General features: G+C 69.4%; 17 protein-coding genes. 4 read left to right on the top strand and 13 right to left on the bottom strand.

What is annotated here, in order from left to right:
• Positions 1-63 precede the first annotated feature (63 nt).
• Positions 64-2,430, top strand: a complete 2,367-nt coding sequence (locus tag EZ242_RS13835; RefSeq protein WP_135285759.1) for a hypothetical protein — start codon at positions 64-66, stop codon at positions 2,428-2,430.
• A gap of 31 nt (positions 2,431-2,461) precedes the next feature.
• Here the strand turns inward: EZ242_RS13835 and EZ242_RS13830 are convergent, their stop codons facing one another.
• From EZ242_RS13830 to EZ242_RS13805, 6 genes are all read right to left on the bottom strand, one after another.
• Positions 2,462-3,238: an ABC transporter ATP-binding protein gene (locus EZ242_RS13830; RefSeq protein WP_135285758.1), complete on the bottom strand. Its 777-nt coding sequence runs from the start codon at positions 3,236-3,238 to the stop codon at positions 2,462-2,464.
• Positions 3,235-4,029, bottom strand: coding sequence for an ABC transporter ATP-binding protein (locus EZ242_RS13825; protein ID WP_135285757.1), 795 nt, complete (start codon positions 4,027-4,029; stop codon positions 3,235-3,237). Before EZ242_RS13825 ends, EZ242_RS13830 begins: the two co-directional genes overlap by 4 nt.
• Complete coding sequence (locus EZ242_RS13820; RefSeq protein ID WP_240787091.1) at positions 4,026-5,009, bottom strand: branched-chain amino acid ABC transporter permease; 984 nt, start codon at positions 5,007-5,009, stop codon at positions 4,026-4,028. The genes EZ242_RS13825 and EZ242_RS13820 overlap by 4 nt, the downstream gene beginning before the upstream one ends.
• 17 nt (positions 5,010-5,026) lie before the next feature.
• The gene (locus tag EZ242_RS13815; protein ID WP_240787090.1) at positions 5,027-5,902 is read right to left on the bottom strand and encodes a branched-chain amino acid ABC transporter permease; all 876 of its coding nucleotides are present in this window, start codon (positions 5,900-5,902) and stop codon (positions 5,027-5,029) included.
• 100 nt (positions 5,903-6,002) lie between these two features.
• Positions 6,003-7,136 carry an ABC transporter substrate-binding protein gene (locus EZ242_RS13810; protein ID WP_167784765.1) on the bottom strand — a complete coding sequence of 378 codons (1,134 nt, stop codon included), beginning with the start codon at positions 7,134-7,136 and terminating at the stop codon, positions 6,003-6,005.
• A gap of 196 nt (positions 7,137-7,332) precedes the next feature.
• Complete coding sequence (locus tag EZ242_RS13805; RefSeq protein WP_135285754.1) at positions 7,333-8,499, bottom strand: FAD-dependent monooxygenase; 1,167 nt, start codon at positions 8,497-8,499, stop codon at positions 7,333-7,335.
• Positions 8,500-8,649: 150 nt separating this feature from the next.
• Here EZ242_RS13805 and EZ242_RS13800 point away from each other — a divergent pair, with 150 nt between their 5' ends.
• Both EZ242_RS13800 and EZ242_RS13795 read left to right on the top strand, forming a co-directional pair.
• On the top strand, positions 8,650-9,615 hold the full coding sequence (locus EZ242_RS13800; RefSeq protein WP_135285753.1) for a Bug family tripartite tricarboxylate transporter substrate binding protein: 966 nt from the start codon (positions 8,650-8,652) through the stop codon (positions 9,613-9,615).
• Positions 9,616-9,742: 127 nt separating this feature from the next.
• A complete protein-coding gene (locus tag EZ242_RS13795) occupies positions 9,743-9,958 on the top strand; it encodes a hypothetical protein (RefSeq protein ID WP_135285752.1) in 216 nt (71 codons plus the stop codon).
• 52 nt (positions 9,959-10,010) lie between these two features.
• Here EZ242_RS13795 and EZ242_RS13790 read toward each other — a convergent pair whose 3' ends face one another.
• The 7 genes from EZ242_RS13790 to EZ242_RS13760 all read right to left on the bottom strand — a co-directional run bounded on the left by EZ242_RS13790 (position 10,011) and on the right by EZ242_RS13760 (position 16,846).
• A complete protein-coding gene (locus tag EZ242_RS13790; RefSeq protein WP_135285751.1) occupies positions 10,011-10,724 on the bottom strand; it encodes an ABC transporter ATP-binding protein in 714 nt (237 codons plus the stop codon).
• Positions 10,725-11,474 carry an ABC transporter ATP-binding protein gene (locus EZ242_RS13785; RefSeq protein WP_135285750.1) on the bottom strand — a complete coding sequence of 250 codons (750 nt, stop codon included), beginning with the start codon at positions 11,472-11,474 and terminating at the stop codon, positions 10,725-10,727.
• A complete protein-coding gene (locus EZ242_RS13780; protein ID WP_135285749.1) occupies positions 11,471-12,514 on the bottom strand; it encodes a branched-chain amino acid ABC transporter permease in 1,044 nt (347 codons plus the stop codon). The genes EZ242_RS13785 and EZ242_RS13780 overlap by 4 nt, the downstream gene beginning before the upstream one ends.
• A complete protein-coding gene (locus tag EZ242_RS13775) occupies positions 12,511-13,374 on the bottom strand; it encodes a branched-chain amino acid ABC transporter permease (RefSeq protein WP_135285748.1) in 864 nt (287 codons plus the stop codon). The genes EZ242_RS13780 and EZ242_RS13775 overlap by 4 nt, the downstream gene beginning before the upstream one ends.
• An 84-nt stretch (positions 13,375-13,458) precedes the next feature.
• Positions 13,459-14,646 (bottom strand): ABC transporter substrate-binding protein, encoded by a 1,188-nt coding sequence (locus EZ242_RS13770; RefSeq protein ID WP_135285747.1) that lies wholly within the window; start codon positions 14,644-14,646, stop codon positions 13,459-13,461.
• Between the two features lie 124 nt (positions 14,647-14,770).
• Positions 14,771-16,345: a benzoate-CoA ligase family protein gene (locus EZ242_RS13765; RefSeq protein WP_135285746.1), complete on the bottom strand. Its 1,575-nt coding sequence runs from the start codon at positions 16,343-16,345 to the stop codon at positions 14,771-14,773.
• 30 nt (positions 16,346-16,375) lie between these two features.
• A complete protein-coding gene (locus tag EZ242_RS13760) occupies positions 16,376-16,846 on the bottom strand; it encodes a flavodoxin domain-containing protein (RefSeq protein ID WP_135285745.1) in 471 nt (156 codons plus the stop codon).
• 73 nt (positions 16,847-16,919) lie between these two features.
• Here EZ242_RS13760 and EZ242_RS13755 point away from each other — a divergent pair, with 73 nt between their 5' ends.
• Positions 16,920-17,891 carry a helix-turn-helix transcriptional regulator gene (locus tag EZ242_RS13755; RefSeq protein ID WP_276606540.1) on the top strand — a complete coding sequence of 324 codons (972 nt, stop codon included), beginning with the start codon at positions 16,920-16,922 and terminating at the stop codon, positions 17,889-17,891.
• Positions 17,892-17,907: the final 16 nt, after the last annotated feature.

Genomic DNA, 17,907 nt, shown 5'->3' with positions numbered 1-17,907 from the left:
CACTTAGCATCTGCTCCACACCCCGGCGCATCTCCGCGGCCGGGGCACCTGGAAAGGATCTCCGTGGCGAACGAGTGGATGGGCCCGCGCGGCCATCGTGTCCTGGTGCTGTTCAGCGAGTCCACGCGCGCGGCCTACGCGCGCCGGGCGCACGAGCAGGGCCAGACCTACACCTTCACCGGCGCCGCGGGCGAGCCGGTCACCTGGCTCAAGGGCGAGCATGCCTACCTCGCGCCGAATGCGGCCAGCGTGTTCCTGGCTCGCTGCAACATCAAGCACGACATCGTGTCCGAGGAGCAGCTCACCGAAGCCGTGCTCCAGGGCTGCGATGCCATCGTGATCGCCAACGCCGCCCACCTCCAGGCGGCCACCATCGCGCAGCTGCAGGCCTGGCTGTCGTCGCATCCCGGGCGAAGGCTGCTGGTCACCGGCCGCACCAACCTGCCGCCCTCGCTGCTGGGCCTTCGCTCGCTCGCGCCGCAGGACGTCACGGGCTACACGGGGTGGCGGTGGCTGGAGGACAGCCCCTTCGCCGGGCCGGCCTGGGAGCCGATGTACGTGAGCGGGTATCGCGGGCACTCGGTGAGCACGGTGGATCCTGCGCAAGGCAGCCGCGTGCTGGCGCGCCTGCTCGCCTTCAGCGGCGACCTGAGCAGCGCAAGCACCGTGACGGCAGAGGACATCGGCCCCGGCGTGGTCGCTTCGCCGCAGGTGCTCTACGTGGCCAATCCGGTGTTCGAGCTGATCGGGGGCATGCTGCAGGCCCACCTGAACGTGGAGCCGGTTCGCCACTGGGCCAACCCGACGCACTGGGGCGATACCTTGCTGTTCTTCCTGCGCCGGCTGCTGCTGGACGCCGGCTGGGGTCCCTTGTGGCAGGCGCGCCTGCGGTCCTTCGGCACCTATGCGGGCGTGCTGTCCTTCCGCCACGACGTGCACGGCATGCGCGACTACACCATGCTGGACTACCAGGTGCAGAACCTGATCGCCGCCAGCTACGACATCGAGAATCCGGGCTTTTCCACCAACATCACCGAGCCCATGGCGCTCGACTGGGTGGCGCGCACCACACGCAACAGCTTCATCGAGCCGGCGCTGCACAACGACAGCTCCATCGGCGACCCGCCGAAGGCCATCCTCGGCAAGGGCCTGTTCACGCACATCATCAACGCGCAGGAAAGCCTGGGCTTCACCGTGTGCACCTGCGGCCGCCATGCCGGCGGGCACATGCACCCGGAAACGCTGGACGCGATGGACTACCTGTACACGCACCAGGCGAGCGTGCTGGGCATGTGTACCTTCTGCTACTACCACATGATCGAGTACGGCGTGCGCGACCCCAACGTGATGGTGGGCGGCGACACCATCGGCGGCAAGGAGCTCACCTACGTCACCGACCTGCGCCGCACCATCGCCACGCCGGGGATCTGGTATCCCTTCCACGCGGTGGTCACCACCGACGCCGAGTGGCGCCCGATGCGCGGCTGGGACCGCACGCACGAGTACGACGCGGCCTTCGAGCTGGTGGAGACCATCTATGGCGGCCACCACTCGCGCCTGAAAATGGACGACCAGCTGGAGAACGGGGTCTACAGCTTCCAGTACCACCCGGAGCTCGCGCGCGATCCGTCCATCAACGACGGCCGCGGCACGCTGGACTACCTGCGCTACTGCATCAACCTGGCCGAACGGCTGGACTTCTGGATCGCCACGCAGAAGGAGCTGTACCAGCGCATGGGCGACTGGCAGGACCTGGTGATCGAGGTCGGGGGCGGCGGCCGCGAGATCACCGTGCGCAACCCCACGCAGCGCCGCATCCAGGCCATGGTGCTGGAGCAGCGCCTGCCCTTCGCGAGCGTGTGGGATGGCGACGGCGAGCTGGTCCACGTGGTGCGGGATGCCTTCGTCACCGTCCCGCCCCTGGCGGCGGGCGCCGAGCTGCGGCTTCGCTTCAGCGACGAGCGTTGCGACGAGCCGCTGGTGCGCCAGCCCTCCAACAAGGGGATCACCGTGCTCGATGCGCGCCGCCTCCGGGACAGCGGCGAAACCGTCATCCGGGTGAGCGTCTGCCGTACGCAGCCCCTCTGCGTGGAAGGGGTTGACCCCGAGGGCGCCTACCGGGTGCAGGTGGACGACGAGCCGGCGCGCTACCACGCCCCGCGCATCGTCAAGACCATCCAGGCCCAGTTGAGCAACAGCAAGACACAGGCGGATGCCGAGGCGTCGCACCGGCGTGCCAAGGTCCCCGGCACCACCACCTTCCTGGACCTGGTGGTCCAGGGCCATCCCGACCACTTCATCGAGCGCACCGTGCGCATCCGGGCGCTGCCGCCGGAGCAGGCCGCCCGCGCCCGCATCGCGATGCTCGCGGCCACGCCGGCCAAGACAGGGCGGGTGACGCCGTTCATCGAATCGGTGCCGGCGGATTGAGGCGAGAGCGGCGGCCGCGCGGACGGCGGGCCTATCCGGGCGTGCCGCCCAGGTAGGCCACGCGGATGCGCGGGTCGGAGATGACCTGCGCCGCCGGCGCGGCCAGGAACAGCCGCCCGAGCTCCATCACGATGCCGGTGTCGGAGACCTGCAGCGCGCCGTGGGCGTTCTGTTCGACGACCAGGACCGTGAGGCCCTGGCGGCGCAGGTCCGCGATCATCTGGAAGATCTGTTCCTGGTTCAGCGGCGACAGTCCGAGGGACGGCTCGTCCAGCAGGAGCAACTTGGGCGAGGTCTCCAGCACCATCGCCGTCTCCAGGATCTGCTGCTCGCCGCCACTGAGGTTGCCGGCGAGCACGTGGCGCTTGGCCGCCAGCAGGGGGAACTGCTCCAGCACCCGCTCGATGGCCTGCCGCACCGCCGGGCCGCGCAGGGTGTAGGCGCCCAGGTCGAGGTTCTCGGAGACCGTGAGCAGCGGGAAATTGCAGCGGCCCTGGGGCACCAGTCCGATGCCGCGCCGCAGCCGCTCGCGCGGCGCGAGGCGTTCGATGGGCTCGCCCTCCAGCCGGATGCTGCCGGCGAAGTGCCGGTTCAGGCCGTACACCGCCTTGAGCAGCGTGGACTTGCCGGCGCCGTTGGGCCCGATGATGGTCGTGATGCTGCCGGCCGGCAGGCTGGCGCTGAAGTCGCGCACGATGGGCTCGTCGCCGTAGCCGACCGACAACGCGTCGAACTCGAGCAGGGGCTTCACTCCCGAGGCCGGCGCCCCGGGCGCAGCCTCCGGGCGGGCGGGTGTCGACACCGTCATGGCGTGGCCTCCAGCGCCCTCGCGCCGCCCGGGCCGAGGTAGGCCTCCAGCACGCGCGGGTCGCTGCGGATCAGGCCGGGGGGACCGTCGGCGATCTTGCGGCCCGATTCGAGCACGACCACCCGCTGGCACAGGTTCATGATGAAGTCGACGTTGTGCTCGACGATCAGCAGCGCAACGCCCTGGGCGTTGAACTCCCGGATCACCTCCTCGATGTGCCGGACCATGGTGGGGTTCACCCCTGCCACGGGTTCGTCCAGGATCACCAGCCGCGGCCGGGCCATGACGCTGGCGGCGATCGCCAGCAGCTTGCGCTGGCCGTAGGACAGGACGGCAGCCGGCGCATCGGCGTAGCGCGAGAGCCCGACGCTTTCGAGCAGCGCGCCCGCGCGCTGCGCGGCGCGGGCTTCGCTCTCGCGCAGCGGCGCGCTGCGGCGCAGCGCGGAGAACCACCCGTGCCCATCGCTCTCCTGGGCCGCCACGCGCAGGTTCTCCAGCAGGCTCAGGTCCTCGTAGGCACGCACGGTCTGGAAGGTGCGGGTCAGCCCCAGCGCCGCGATGCGATGCGGGGGCACGTCGCGCAGCTTGTGCCCGTCCAGGAACCAGTCACCGGCGTCGGCGCGCTGGAATCCGCTCACGCAATCGATGCTGGTGCTCTTGCCCGATCCGTTGGGACCGATCAGGCCGACGATGCTGCCCGCTTCGACCTCGTAGCTCAGGCCGTCCACCGCCGTCAGGCCCAGGTAGCGCTTGGTGAGGCCGCGCACCTGCAGCAGCGGCGTGCTGCTCACGGGCGGGCCTCCTGCTTGTCCTCGGTCTCGCCATAGGGGAGCTTGCGCCAGCGCTCCAGGCGGCGGCGCTGGAACCACTCCGCGAAGCCGCCCGGCATCACCAGCATGGCGGCGACCAGTACCAGGCCATAGAGCACCATGCGCAGGTCCGGGCTGAATCGCAGCAGGTCGGGCAGCACCGTGAGGACCGCGGTGCTGGCCAGCACGCCCCAGAAGCTGCCGGCGCCGCCGAGGATCACCATGATCAGCATGGTCTCGGTGTAGTAGAAGTCGAAGATGGTCGGGTCGACGATGGTCAGGTAGAACACGAAGAGCGCGCCGACCATGCCGCTGAGGAAGGCCGAGAAGGTCACGGTCAGCAGCTTGTAGCGCAGTGGGTTGATCCCTTGCGACTGCGCGAGCGGCTCGTTCAGCTTGACCGCCCGCATGGCCCGCCCGATGCGCGAGGTGACCAGCAGGTACACCAGCCCGTGTGCCAGCAGCGAGAACGCCATCAGCAGGAGGTAGAAGTCGGCCGGCTTGTTCAGGCGCCACGAGGCACCGCCCGGCAAGGCGAGCGAGGGCACCGGCAGCCCCGGGATGCCCATGGCGCCGCGCGTGAGGGAGACCCAGTCGCGCGAGACGATCATGCACAGGAGGGCAAAGCTCAGGGTGACGATGGCGAAGGCATGGCGAGACAGCCGCAGCGACGAGTACCCGATGCCCAAGCCCAGCGCCGCCGCCAGGACGGCGCCCGCCAGCGCGGCGGGCCACAGCGACCAGTTCAACTCAGTCACCAGCAGGGCGGCGGTATAGCCGCCGATGCCGAAGAAGGCGACCTGCGCGAAGGACAGCAGCCCGGTGTAGCCGTAGACCAGGTTCAGCCCGGTCGCCAGCACCGAGAAGGTGGCGAAGCTCACGCCCAGCGCCAGCAGGTATTCGTTCCGGCTGAACAGCGGCAGCGCCAAGGCGAGGGCCAGCACCAGCGCTGCGGCTGCCATTGCCGGCGTCCGCGCCGTCATACCCGGACCCCGCGACCGAACAGGCCCTGGGGCCGCACCAGCAGCACGAGGATCATGGCGGAGAAGGCGATGCCGTCCACCATCACCTGCGGCAGGAAGCCGGCGATCAGGTTCTCCAGCACGCCCAGCGCCACGGCCACGATGGCGGCGCCGGACACGTTCCCCAGGCCGCCGATGATGACGATGGCGAAGGCCTTGAACACGAAGGCGAAGCCCATGAGCGGGTGCACCGCGTACACCGGGGCCAGGGCCGCGCCCGCGAGCCCCGACATGCCGATGCCGATGGCCACCGCCAGCCGGGAGACCGCGCGCGGGTCGATGCCCACCATCAGCGCGGCCTCGCGGTTCTGCGCGACCCCGCGCATGGCCTTGCCGACCTGCGTGCGGTGCAGCACCAGGAACAGGGCGATGAAGGCCGCGAGCCCGATGCCCAGCGCGAAGAGCCGAAGCACCGGGACCTGCAGGGGGCCCAGCGACACGTTGCTGTAGGTCAGCGGGCCCTGGATCATCTTCGGTGTCGTGGTGAACAGGAAGATGGCCAGGTTCTGCAGCACCATCGACAGCCCCAGCGTCAGCAGGATGCTGCGCTCGAAGCCCTTGCCGTCGATGCGCACCAGCAGGACCTCGTAGAGCAGGTAGCCGATGCACAGGCCGCCCGCGAGCGCGAGCAGCACCGTGGGCCAGTAGCCCACGCCGACCTGCGTGGCGAGGAAATACGCCCCCATGGCACCGAGCATGTAGAACTCGCCATGCGCGAAGTTCACGATCTCCAGCACCCCGAAGATCAGCGAGAGACCCATGGCCACCAGAGCGTAGATCACGCCGATGACCAGTCCGTTGAGCACGAGTTGCAGCAGGAAAGCGGGATCCAAGCCTTGCTCCGTCGGAGGCCCCGGTGCGTCTGCCGGGGCCGTGATGTGCGTGGGGCCGGGGCGGCTCAGTGCGCCGCCGCCAGCCCTCCGGGAACCCGTGTCAGGTCTTGCTGAAACCGAGCACGACGACCTTGCCGTCGCGAACGCCCAGGATCACCGCGTTGTTGTGGATCAGGTTGTTCTTGTCGAACTCCAGCGTGGTGCCCAGGATGGAGTCGTACTTCGTCTTGGCGAGCGCGTCGCGGATGGCTGCCGGTTGCGTGCTGCCGGCGCGCTTGATCGCATCGAGCAGGATGCGCGTGGCCTCGTACGACTCGAATCCCACCATGATGGGCGCCGTGCCGCCGGACTTCTTCTTGTAGGCCTCCACGAAGGCCTTGTTCGCCGGGGTGTCGATGTTCACGTCGTAGGGCTGCACCGCGGTCGTGCCGTCCAGGACGCCGGTGGACATGATTTCCTTGGGCACCTGGTCCACCAGCACGCGACCGGTGAGCGGAACGCCCCCACCCATGCCGTTCCACTGGCGCATCATGTTCTGGAAGTCCGCGTCGATGGCATAGAGCGCGAGGGCCGCCGGCTTGCGCGCCTTGATCTTGGCCAGCACGCTGCTGAAGTCGGCGGTGCCCTTCTGGTAGAAGTCGGTCATGGCCAGCTTGTGGCCGCGCTTCTTGAGCGCTTCCTCCAGCCCGGTGGAGCCGGCGCGGCCGAAGTCCGTGTCTTCGCCCAGGAAGGCGATGTTCTTCGCCTTGCCTTCCTTGTCCAGCCAGGCGACCAGCGCGTCCAGCATGCTGGCGTCGGTGGGATTGACCTTGAAGGTCCACTTGTTGCCGCCGACCCCCGATTTCTCCGCGATGGAGGTGGCCGAGGCGTTGGCCACGACGAAGGGAATCTCGGCGCGCTCGACCAGGGGCATGATCGCGAGCGCGGCCGAACTGCACAGGCCGTCGAAGATCGCCACGTACTTCTTCTGGGCGATCATCTGGGTGACGCTCTTGACCGCCTCGGCGGGGTTGCAGCGGTTGTCCTGGTAGTCGATCTCGACCTTGCGCCCGAGCACGCCGCCGGCGGCATTGGCTTCTTCCATGGCGAGCTCGGACCCCCACCTCGAATGCTGCCCGAAGGTGGAGACGCCGCCGCTCATCGGAATCGAGGCACCGATGACGATCGGTTCCTGCTGTGCGATGGCGAACTGGGTCGCGGTGACGGCCAGGACGGCCAGAAGGGCGCGGCGCATCTTGTGCATTTCGGATGTCCCCCAGGTGGGTTGCGGCTCGGCATTGCGCGGGCCGGGCATCGCCAGCGCAATGCCGAGGGACTTTGTAGCACAGGCTCGTGCTGCGGTGGCGTGCTGCGCGTGCGCCAAGCGGACCGCGGAAAGCGTCGCCCGCGGGGCGACTCGGGAAAAACGCGGGGCTCGCGCGCGCCCTGGCTCAGCCGAGCCGCGCCAGCGGCACCACGTCGTAGCTATAGAGCTGCTTGCGGAACTCCGCGTGCGCCGCCAGTTCGGCATCGCGCGCCTGCAGGTCCCCGGAGAGCGAATCGACGCGCAGGCCGTGCTTGCGCGCGCCGAGCTGGACCTCGGCCACGCGCTCGCGGCGCAGGCGGTCGTAGGCGAGCAGGGCCTGCGGAACCTCGGCGGGGCTGGCCTGCGCCAGCAGGGTGGCGAGGGCCATGCCGTCCTCGATGGACTGGTTGGCGCCCTGGCCCAGGTGCGGCAGCATGGGATGCGCGGCGTCTCCAAGCAGGGTGAGCCGGCCCTGGGTCCACCCCGGCAGGGGCTCGCGGTCGTACAGCGCCCAGCGGAAGGTCTTGTCCACCTGCGCCAGCACCTCGGTGATGCGCGGGTCCCAGCCCTCGAACTCGCGCCGCAGCACCTCGGGGTCACCGGGGGCGGACCAGGACTCCTTCATCTCCTCGTCGGCCGGCACGAAGCCGACGTAGTTCACCATGGTGCCGTGCCGCACGGGGAAGACCAGGAAGTGCTTCGACGGGCCGGCCCACATCTCCCAGCGGTCCATGGGCCAGTGCGCAAGCCGCTCGCGCGGCACGAGGCCGCGATAGGAGATCGTGCCGTGGAACACCGGCGTGGACGGCGGAAACACGTGGGGCCGCAGCTCCGAGTGGATGCCGTCCGCGCCCACCACGACATCGCCCTGCGCCGTGGCGCCGTTGGCGAACTTGACGCGTGCCACGTCGCCGTCCTGCTCGAAGCCCACGGCGCGGTGGCCGGTGCGGACGATGCCCGCAGGCAGGTTCTCCGAGAGGAACTGCACGTAGTCGGCGCGGTGCATGCCGAAGCAGGCGTTCCAGCCTTCGGCATCCGCCACCTGCACCGGCGCGATGAAGGAGCCATCGTGGCGCCGGTAGGCGGAGTCGGGGCCGACCCGTGCGCCCCAGCGCGCCACGGCCGGGCCGAGCCCCACGCGTTCCATGTGACGCACGGCGTTGGGCGTGACGAACACGCCGGCGCCGATCTCGCCGAGCGCGGGCGCCTGCTCGTACACCTCGACCTGGAGGCCTTTGGAAAGCAGCGCATTGGCGGCGAAGAGCCCGCCGATGCCACCGCCGACGATCACGACCTTGGGAGTTGCAGCCATGGCTGCATGATGCCAGCGGCCTGCGCCTCAGCCGGTCCGCTGATCGAACGCACCGAGGCCGTTCGGGCAACGAACCCGTAGTGGAGACCCTGTTGGTGACCCACCGGTCACCGCGTATACCTCCCACCCACACCAGACCATGGAGACAAGATGATCCGCAAGCTCGCCACCCTGCTGCTGGCCGCCCTGACGCTGTCGGCGCTGCCCCTGGCCGCGCAAGCCCAGAAGTACCCCGGCGGCCCGGTCACCGTCGTGATCCCGCTGGCCGCAGGCGACGGCGGCGACACGGCCCTGCGTGCCATGGCCGAAGCCCTGCAGAAGCAGCTGGATGCTCCCTTCCTCGTGAACAACCGGCCCGGCGCGGGCGGTTCGCTGGGCGTGCAGAACGTGCTGGCCGCGAAGAAGGACGGCTACACGCTGCTCTTCGCGCAGAACAGCCCGCTCACCATCCGCCGCGTGATGGAACCGGAGACGGTCAACTACGACCCGCAGAAGGACCTCATCCCCCTCGGGCTCACCACCCGCACGCCGTCCCTCCTGGTGGTGCGCAAGGAAGCGCCCTACAACACCTTCCAGGAACTGGTCGCTCACGCGAAGAAGTCGCCGCGCAGCGTGCGCATCGGCCACCCCGGTGCGGGCTCCAGTGGTGACCTGAGCGTGCAGCTGATCAACACGCAGGCAGGCATCGAGCTGCTCGCCGTCCCCTACAAGGGGGCCGCGCCGGCCGTGACCGACGCGCTGGGCGGGCAGATCGACGGTGTGATCCTGGCCCTGGGCGCGGTGAGCGCGCACATGAAGAGCGGCGCCTTCAAGCCCATCGCCATCTCCAGCGCCTACCCGGCGCTGCCGGACGTGCCGACGCTGGCCAAGCTGGGCTACAAGCAGGATTTGATGGGGATCTGGTTCGGCTTCTATGCGCCGGCGGGCACGCCTTCGGAGGTGGTGCAGACGCTGGTGCCCGCCCTGCAGAAGGTCGCCGAGGACGGCGCCATTGCCAGCCGGCTGCTGCCGCTGGGGATCGTGCAGGAATGGGAGCCGCCGGCCCGGCTGGCGGAGGCCATCCGCACGGAGTACGAGGCGGTCGGTGACCTCAACAAGCGGCTGCAGAAGAAGTAGGCCGCGCTCGCGGCCTGGGGACAGGCCCCGTGGACGTCCTTCGATGAGATGACGGCCGCGGGCGATGCCGTCCGACAGGCTGCTGTTCCGTCAGAGCGCATGATGGATGCCTACTCAGCAGCGGGACATGAATTCGATGCACAAGTCCAAGACACAGGCTCCTGCGAAGGTGCTCACGCCTTTCGACTGGTTCCAGCCGCTCGAGGCCGAGGCCACGCCGCGTCGGGCCGCGAAGTCGAGGCGCACGGGTGCGGCTGCCGCCCCGCAGACCGCCGCGTCCCGGACCGCCCGGATCCTCGCGCACCGCTGGGGCAGCCCGTACTCCCGGGCCGGCTGGCCCTGAGGCGCGACGCCGTCGCGTACGCGGGCTGACGCGCCTCTGCTCGGCGCGGCCCTCAGACGCCCAGGTACTGCTCCAGCAGCTGCGGCTGGCTGCGCAGCTGCTCGGAGCTGCCCTCGAACACCACCTCGCCCTTGACCAGGATCACGTTGCGGTCCGTGACCTGCGTGACGTGCTTCCAGTTCTTGTCCACGATGACGCTGGAGATGCCGCTTTCGCGGATGAGGCCGCAGATGCGCCAGATCTCGCGCGCGATGAGTGGCGCCAGGCCCTCGGTCGCTTCGTCGAGGATCAGCACGTCGGGATTGGTCATGAGCGCGCGGCCGATGGTGAGCATCTGCTGCTCGCCGCCCGAGAGCTGCTGGCCGCCGTGGTTCAGGCGCTCCTGCAGGCGCGGGAAGGTCTCCAGCACGCGCTCGAAGGTCCAGTCGCGCTGGCCGCGCGTGCCGGGGCGCGCCGCCATCTTGAGGTTCTCGGTGACGCTCAGGTTGCCGAAGATGCCCCGCCCCTCGGGCACGTAGGCGATGCCGCGCTGGGCGATCTCGTAGGGGCGGCAGCCGGTCATGTCGCGGCCGGCCACGTGCACGCGCCCCTCGCGCGGGCGCACCAGGCCCATGAGGCTCTTGAGCAGCGTGCTCTTGCCCATGCCGTTGCGGCCCATGAGGCCGATGGTCTCGCCCCGCGCCACGCGGAAGTCGATGCCGCGCAGGATGTGGCTCTGGCCGTAGTAGGTCTGCAGGCCGCGTGCGTCGATCAGCAACTCGCTCATTCAGTGCTCCTCGCCCAGGTACGCGGCCTGGACGTTTTCGTCCGCCCGCACCTGCGCCGGCTCGCCGCTCGCGATGACCTGGCCGTTGACCATGACGGTGAGCCGGTCCGCCAGGGCGAAGACGGCGTCCATGTCGTGCTCCACCAGCAGCACCGCGTGCTCGACCTTCAGGCGCTGCAGCAGGGCGACCATGCGCTCGGCCTCCACGGTGCCCATGCCGGCCAGCGGCTCGTCCAGCAGGAGCACGCTGGGCTCGGTGGCCAGGGTCATGGCGATCTCCAGCTGGCGCTGCTCGCCGTGGCTGATGGCGCCGGCCACCATGTCGCGGCGCGGCGCGAGGCCGGCCAGCTCCAGCGCCCGCTCGGCCCGCGCGTTGGTGTCGGCGAAGGAGGTGGCTCGGGCCAGCCAGTGCGCGGCGCGCGGCGCACGCGATTGCGCGGCCAGGCGTACGTTCTCCCAGACGGTGAAGGGCAGGAAGATGTTGGTCTTCTGGTAACTGCGGCCCAGGCCGGCGCGCGAGATGCGCTCCGGCTTGCGGCCGGTCACGTCGCGGCCCCCCAGCTCGATGCGGCCGGTGGTGGGCGGCAGGTCACCCGAGAGCAGGTTGGTCAGCGTGGACTTGCCGGCCCCGTTGGGCCCGATGACCGCATGGATGCGGCCGCGGAACAGGTCCAGCGACACGTCGTTCACGGCCGCCAGGCCGCCGAAGCGCTTGGTCAGCTGCGTGGCGCGCAGGAGGGGCTCGCTCATGGCTGGCCCCCCTGTTCGGCCGATCGAGGCGGTGCGGCGGCGGGCGCGGGCGCCGCGGAGCGGCCGCGGAAGAGGCGTTCCAGGAGCCCGAGCAGGCCGCGCGGCGCGAAGGTCACGATGAAGACGATGAACAGGCCCATCCACAGCTGCCAGTGCTTGCCCGTGTTGAAGTCGCCGATATAGGGCAGGTCCTTGAACCAGTGCAGCAGGTACTCGAAGGCGAAGGCGCCCACGATGGCGCCGGCGAAGTTGCCCATGCCGCCGAGGATCACCATCATGATCGCGTGCGCGCTCAGGTGGAAGCCGAGCAGCTCGGGGTTGATGAAACCGGACTGCATGCCCCAGAGGTAGCCCGCGAAGCCGGCCAGCGCGCCGGCCAGCGTGAAGGCCGCGAGCTTGTAACCGAAGGTGCCGTAGCCCATGGCGCGCATGCGGTGCTCGTTCACGCGGATGCCCGCCAGCACCCGGCCGAAGGGGCTCCACAGGAGGCGCCGCAGGAAGCCGTACACCAGCAGCAGGGAGGCGAAGGTGAAGTAATAGAAGACGCGCTTGTCCTCCAGGTCGAACAGGCCGGCGACGGGGCGGAAGTTGACGTACACGCCGTCGGAGCCGCCCAGGGCCTTGCTGTCGAAGAACACGTAGAACAGCATCTGCGCGAAGGCCAGCGTGACCATGATGAAGTAGATGCCGTGCGTGCGGACCACCAGGAAGCCGATGACGAGGGCCGCGAGGGCCGAGACGGCGACGGCGGCGGGCAGGGTCCACCAGAGGCTCACGGGTTCGCTCACGGGCGTCATGAACGCCAGCGCATAGCCGGCCAGGCCGAAGAAGGCCGCATGGCCCAGCGAGACCAGGCCGGTGACGCCCTGCAGCAGGTCCAGGCTCATGGCGAAGATGGCCAGGATCATCATGCGGGCGACCACCTGGGCGTAGTAGTCGCTGCCCACCAGCGGAAACGCGGCAAGCGCGAGGAAGGCCAGGGCCAGCAGCAGCTGCACGCTGCGCGGCAGGGCTTCGAGGTTGGAGACGGGTGCGCTCATTGTTTGAACAGCCCTTCGGGCTTCCACAGCAGGACGGCAGCCATCAGCACGTACACCAGCATGCCGGACATGGCCGGCAGCAGCACCTTGCCGAAGGTGTCCACCAGGCCGACCAGCAGGGCCGCGATCATGGCGCCGCGCACCGAGCCAATGCCGCCGATGACCACCACCACGAAGGCCATGATCAGCACCTGCGAGCCCATGTTGGGGTACACGCTGGAGATGGGGGAGGCGATCATGCCGGCGATCGCGGCCAGGGCCACGCCGAGTGCGAAGACGATGGCGTAGAGCCGCCGGATGTTGATCCCCAGCGCCTCGGCCATGTCGCGGTTGAAGGCGCCGGCGCGGATCTTCATGCCCAGGCGGGTCTTGGAGATCAGCAGGTACAGGCCGATGGCCAGGGCGATGCACACGCCGGAGATGAACAGGCGGTAGACGGGGTAGGAGAGGGTGTCGGTCAGGGGAATGGAGTCGGACAGCAGGGCGGGAACGCGCGTGCCGTGCACGTCGTCGCCCCAGATCAGCGAACGCATTTCCTCGAAGATGTAGATGAGGCCGAAGGTGAGCAGCACCTGGTCCAGGTGGTCGCGGGCATAGAAATGCCGGAACAGCAGCCGCTCCAGCAGCAGCCCGAACACGATGGCCAGGACGGTGCCCAGCACGATGGCCAGCGCCAGGCTTCCGAGCTGGCTGGAGAGCGACCAGGCGGTGTAGGCGCCCAGCATGTAGAAGCTGCCGTGGGCCAGGTTGACGACGCCCATGATCCCGAAGATCAGCGTGAGGCCCGCGGCCAGCATGAACAGCAGCAGCCCGTACTGGACGCTGTTGAGCAGTTGAATGAGGAAGTTGGCGAGGTCCATCGGTTCAGGCGAAAAAAAGCGGCGGAGGGCTCCGCCGCTCTGCGCGAGCGATTGTCGCGCGATCCAAGGGCGCGCGACCTTCGCTCAGGCCATGCGGCAGCCGGCGCCGGAATCGGCGAGGTTGCGGGCGGCGATGCCGATCACCTTGTTGTCCTTGTTCTCGACGCGGCGAAGGTAGAAGTCCTGGATGGGGTTGTGCGAGTTGCTGAAGGTCCAGCGGCCGCGCGGGCTGTCCACCGCCTGTTTCTCGACGGCCTGGTACAGCGCCTTCTTGTTGCTGGTGTCACCCTTGACGGCGGCCAGCGCCTGCACCAGCACCTGGCCGGAGTCGTAGCCCTGCACCGCGTACACGTCGGGCTGCATGCGGAAGGCCTTGGCGTACTCCAGGCGGAACTGCTTGTTGCGCGGCGTGTCCAGCGAGTCGGCGTAGTGCATGGTCGTCATGACGCCCTCGGCGGCCGGACCGGCGGCTTCGAGCACGCCCTCGGTCAGGAAGCCCGAGCCCCACAGCGGGATGCTGTCCTTCAGGCCCGCGGCGGCGTAGTCGCGCATGAACTTGGCGGCGCCGCCGCCCGCGAAGAAGCAGGCCACCGCATCGGGCTTGATCGAGGCGATTTCGGTCAGCAGGGCCTGGAACTCGACGTTGGGGAAGGGCAGCGACAGCTCCTTGACGATGGTGCCGCCGGCCTTGGTGTAGCTGTCCTTGAAACCTTCGAAGGCCTCTTCGCCGGCGGCGTACTTCCAGGAAATCCAGACGGCGCGCTTGAGGCCCTTGTCCATCATGGGCTTGCCCAGGGCCAGCGTGGGCTGGCTGTTGGTGAACGAGGTGCGGAACACGTTGGGCGCGCACAGGGCGCGCGTGGCCGCATGCACGCCGGCGTTGGGGATGATGTTGAGCACGTCCGTGCCGCGCACCACGCGATGGATGCCCATCTGCACGCCCGAGTGCACGGTGCCGACGAGGATGTCCACCTTGTCGCGCTGCACGAGGCGCTGCGCGTTCTCGACGCCCTTGGAGGGCTCGGATTCGTCATCGACCTTGAACCATTCGATGGTGCGGCCGCCGAGCTTGCCGCCCTTCTCGTCGATGGCCATGCGCACGCCGTTCTCGATGGCCACGCCCAGCTGGGCGAAGGTGCCGGTGTAGGGCAGCATCAGGCCGACGCGGATGCGGTCGGACTGCGCGCGCACGATCTGCGGCAAGAGCAGGCCCGTGGAGGCGGCGCCCACCAGGGCGGCGCCGCGGGAGAGGACGAGTCGGCGAGTGGTCATGGAGTCTCCTTGGAGTTGGATGATTCTTTCAGCGCCGCCCGTTGACACGGCGGGCTGTGCGGTGGCGACGTTTTTACCCGATGGGCGGCCTTGGGCGGCACATGGCTAACCCTCACGGCCGCCTTCATCCCTGCTGCCCGGCGCGCAGCCGGAAGCGCTGGATCTTGCCCGTGGCGGTCTTGGGCAGCTCCGGCACGAACTCGATCCAGCGCGGGTACTTGTAGGGCGCGAGCTGGTTCTTCACGTGCGCCTGCAGGTCCGCCGCCGAGGCGCTGTGCCCTGGCTTGAGCACCACGTAGGCCTTGGGCTTGACGAGCTGGTCGGTGTCGGCCACGCCGATGACGGCCGCCTCCAGCACCGCCGGATGCGAGGCCAGCGAGCCCTCCACCTCGAAGGGGGAGACGTAGATGCCGCCGACCTTGAGCATGTCGTCGCTGCGGCCGCCGTAGGTGTAGTAGCCGTCGGCGTCCCGGGTGTACTTGTCGCCGCTGCGGGTCCAGTCGCCGCAGAAGGTGCTCTTGGTGCGGGCGCGGTTGTTCCAGTACATGAGCGCGGCGCTCGGGCCCTTGATCTGCAGCTCGCCGATCTCGCCGTCACCGCACTCGCGCCCGTCGTCGCCCACGATGCGCAGCTCGTAGCCCGGCACCGCCCGGCCGGTGGTGCCATAGCGCACCGCGCCCGGCCGGTTGGACAGGAAGATGTGCAGCATCTCGGTGGAGCCGATGCCGTCCAGGATCTCGACCCCGTAGGCCTCGGTCCAGCGCCGGCCGATCTCCGCCGGCAGCGCCTCGCCCGCGCTGGTGCACACGCGCAGGGCGAGCTCGCTGCGCGCCGGACGCGTGGCCTCGGCCAGCAGGCCCGCGAAGAGCGTGGGAACGCCATAGAACACCGTGGGCCGGAAGTCCTTGAGCACGCGGAACACGTCCTGCGGCGTGGGCCGCGAGGGCAGCAGCACCGTGGTGGCGCCCACGCTCATGGGGAAAGTGAGGCTGTTGCCCAGGCCGTAGGCGAAGAACAGCTTGGCGGCGGAATAGACCGTGTCGTCCTCGCGGATGCCCAGCACGGCGCGCCCGTACAGCTCGGCGGTCTGGATCAGGTGGCTGTGCAGGTGCACCGTGCCCTTGGGCGTGCCGGTGGAGCCGCTGGAGTAGAGCCAGAAGCAGGGCTCGTCGGCGCAGGTGGGGGCCACCTCGGGCGTGTCCGGCGCGCCCTGCAGCCAGGCGGCCAGGCTGTCATGGCCGTCGCCCCCCGCCACGGCCACGTGGCGCAGCGTCTGCACGCGCTCCAGCAGCGGCTCGAAGGCGGGCAGCAGCGGGCGCGAGACGACGAGTGCCTGCGCGCGCGAGTCGCGCAGCATGAACTCGAAGTCCGCCGTGGTCAGCAGCGTGTTCACTGCCACCGGCACCACGCCCGCGAGGATGGCGCCCAGGAACACGACCGGCCACTCGGGCGTGTCCAGCATCGCCACCATGAGGCGCGACTCGGGGGCGATGCCGCGGGCCCGCAGCGCGTTGGCGAAGCGATGCGCCTGCTGCGCGAGCTCGCCGTAGCTCAGGGCCTGGCCGCTGGAGGCGTCGATGAAGGCGGGCTTGCCGGCGCGCCGTGCGTTGCGCGCCAGCAGGTCATGCGCGGCGTTGTACTCGCGGGGAATGTCCACCCGGGGCGGGCTCGTCGTGTGGTCGGCCTGGCTGGTGTTCATGCGTGTCTCCTCACTGTCTCGTGGGCGGGTTCAGGCCGGGGCGCCTGCCGGGCGCAGCGCGAGCTGCAACCACTCGCGGCACCAGGCGGCGCCTTCGGCCTCTGCCATGGTTCCTTCGCTGGCATCGTGGCACCAGACCTCGCCGATGCGGCGCGCGCCCAGGTCGCTCAGGCGCTGGTCGAACTTCTTGCCGCCGAAGCAGAAGGTCTGGGCGTAGCCGCTGTCGCCCAGGGCGATGACGCCGTAGCGCACGTGCCCGAGGTAACGCGGCGCGGTGTCCAGCGAGTCGTACAGCTCGTACGCGTTGTCGGGCACGTCGCCCGAGCCGTAAGTAGACGAGCAGATGAGATAAAGTGCATCTTCGTCGAAGGCGCTGATGTCCAGGCCGTCCATCAGGCACACCTCGATCTCGTCCACCAGATCGGCGCAGTCCATCTGGATCGCCTGTGCAACGTCATCGGCGGTACTGGTCATCGTTCCGACCAGGATCTTCAGCTTCATCCTTCACATCTCCGAAGGTCGGATGCAGTAAACTGCTTGACACCCTGTTTGCAGGCAGTATAGTGCAAGGCACTTGACGCGGCGCAAGCCCCGCCGAAAAAAATCCGCCATGCAGCTCACCACCGACCCCGACGCCTCCCGTGCCACCCTGGCCGAACTGGGGGCGCGCGTGCGTGCCTGGCGGGCCCGGCGCGGCATGACGCGGCGGCAGCTCGCAGCCGACTCGGGCCTGTCCGAGCGCTTCCTGGCCGACGTGGAAAGCGGCAAGGGCAACGTCTCCATCAACTCGCTGGAAGCGGCCGCGCGCGCCCTGAACATCAGCATCCTGGAGCTGCTGCAGGACGCGCCCCGCCCGGCGCTGGCGCGCGTGCAGGTCCTTCTCGCGCGACTGGACGATGCGCAGCTCGAGCAGGCTCATGCAAGCCTGGCTTCACAGTTCGCCGTGGCCGACGAGCGCGGGCGCGAGCAGCGCATCGCCCTCATCGGCCTGCGCGGCGCCGGCAAGAGCACGCTGGGCGCGCAGCTGGCCGCGCAGCGCGGCGTTTCCTTCGTGGAGCTGGACCGCGAGATCGAGCGCGAGGCCGGCACCAGCATGAACGAGATCCTGCTGCTGCACGGGCAGGCTGGCTACCGCCGCTACGAGCGCCGGGCCTTGATGCGCATCGCCGACGACAACCCCGACGGCGTGGTCATGACCACCGGCGGCAGCATCGTGAGCGAGCGCGACACCTTCGAGCTGCTGCAAAGCCGCTTCTACTGCGTGTGGCTCAAGGCCAGCCCGCAGGAGCACATGAGCCGGGTGGTGGCGCAGGGCGACCTGCGTCCCTTCCATGGCCACCGCGATGGCGTCACCGCCAATGGCGCGATGACCGAGGCGATGGAGGACATCCGCCGCATCCTCGCCAGCCGCGAAGACCTGTACGCACGCGCCGACGCGGTGGTGGACACGGCCGCGCGCAGCGTCAAGCAATCCCTCAAGGACCTCGAGCGTGCGGTGCCCCAGGCCCGCGCGCCGCGCAGCAACCCCGAAACCACTTCCAGTTGACCCCCCGCCGTGCCGG

Source organism: Ramlibacter rhizophilus (assembly GCF_004681965.1).
Taxonomy (GTDB): domain Bacteria; phylum Pseudomonadota; class Gammaproteobacteria; order Burkholderiales; family Burkholderiaceae_C; genus Ramlibacter; species Ramlibacter rhizophilus.
The sequence above is the reverse complement of the archived record's forward strand: the minus strand, read 5'-3'. Positions and strand labels throughout refer to the sequence as shown.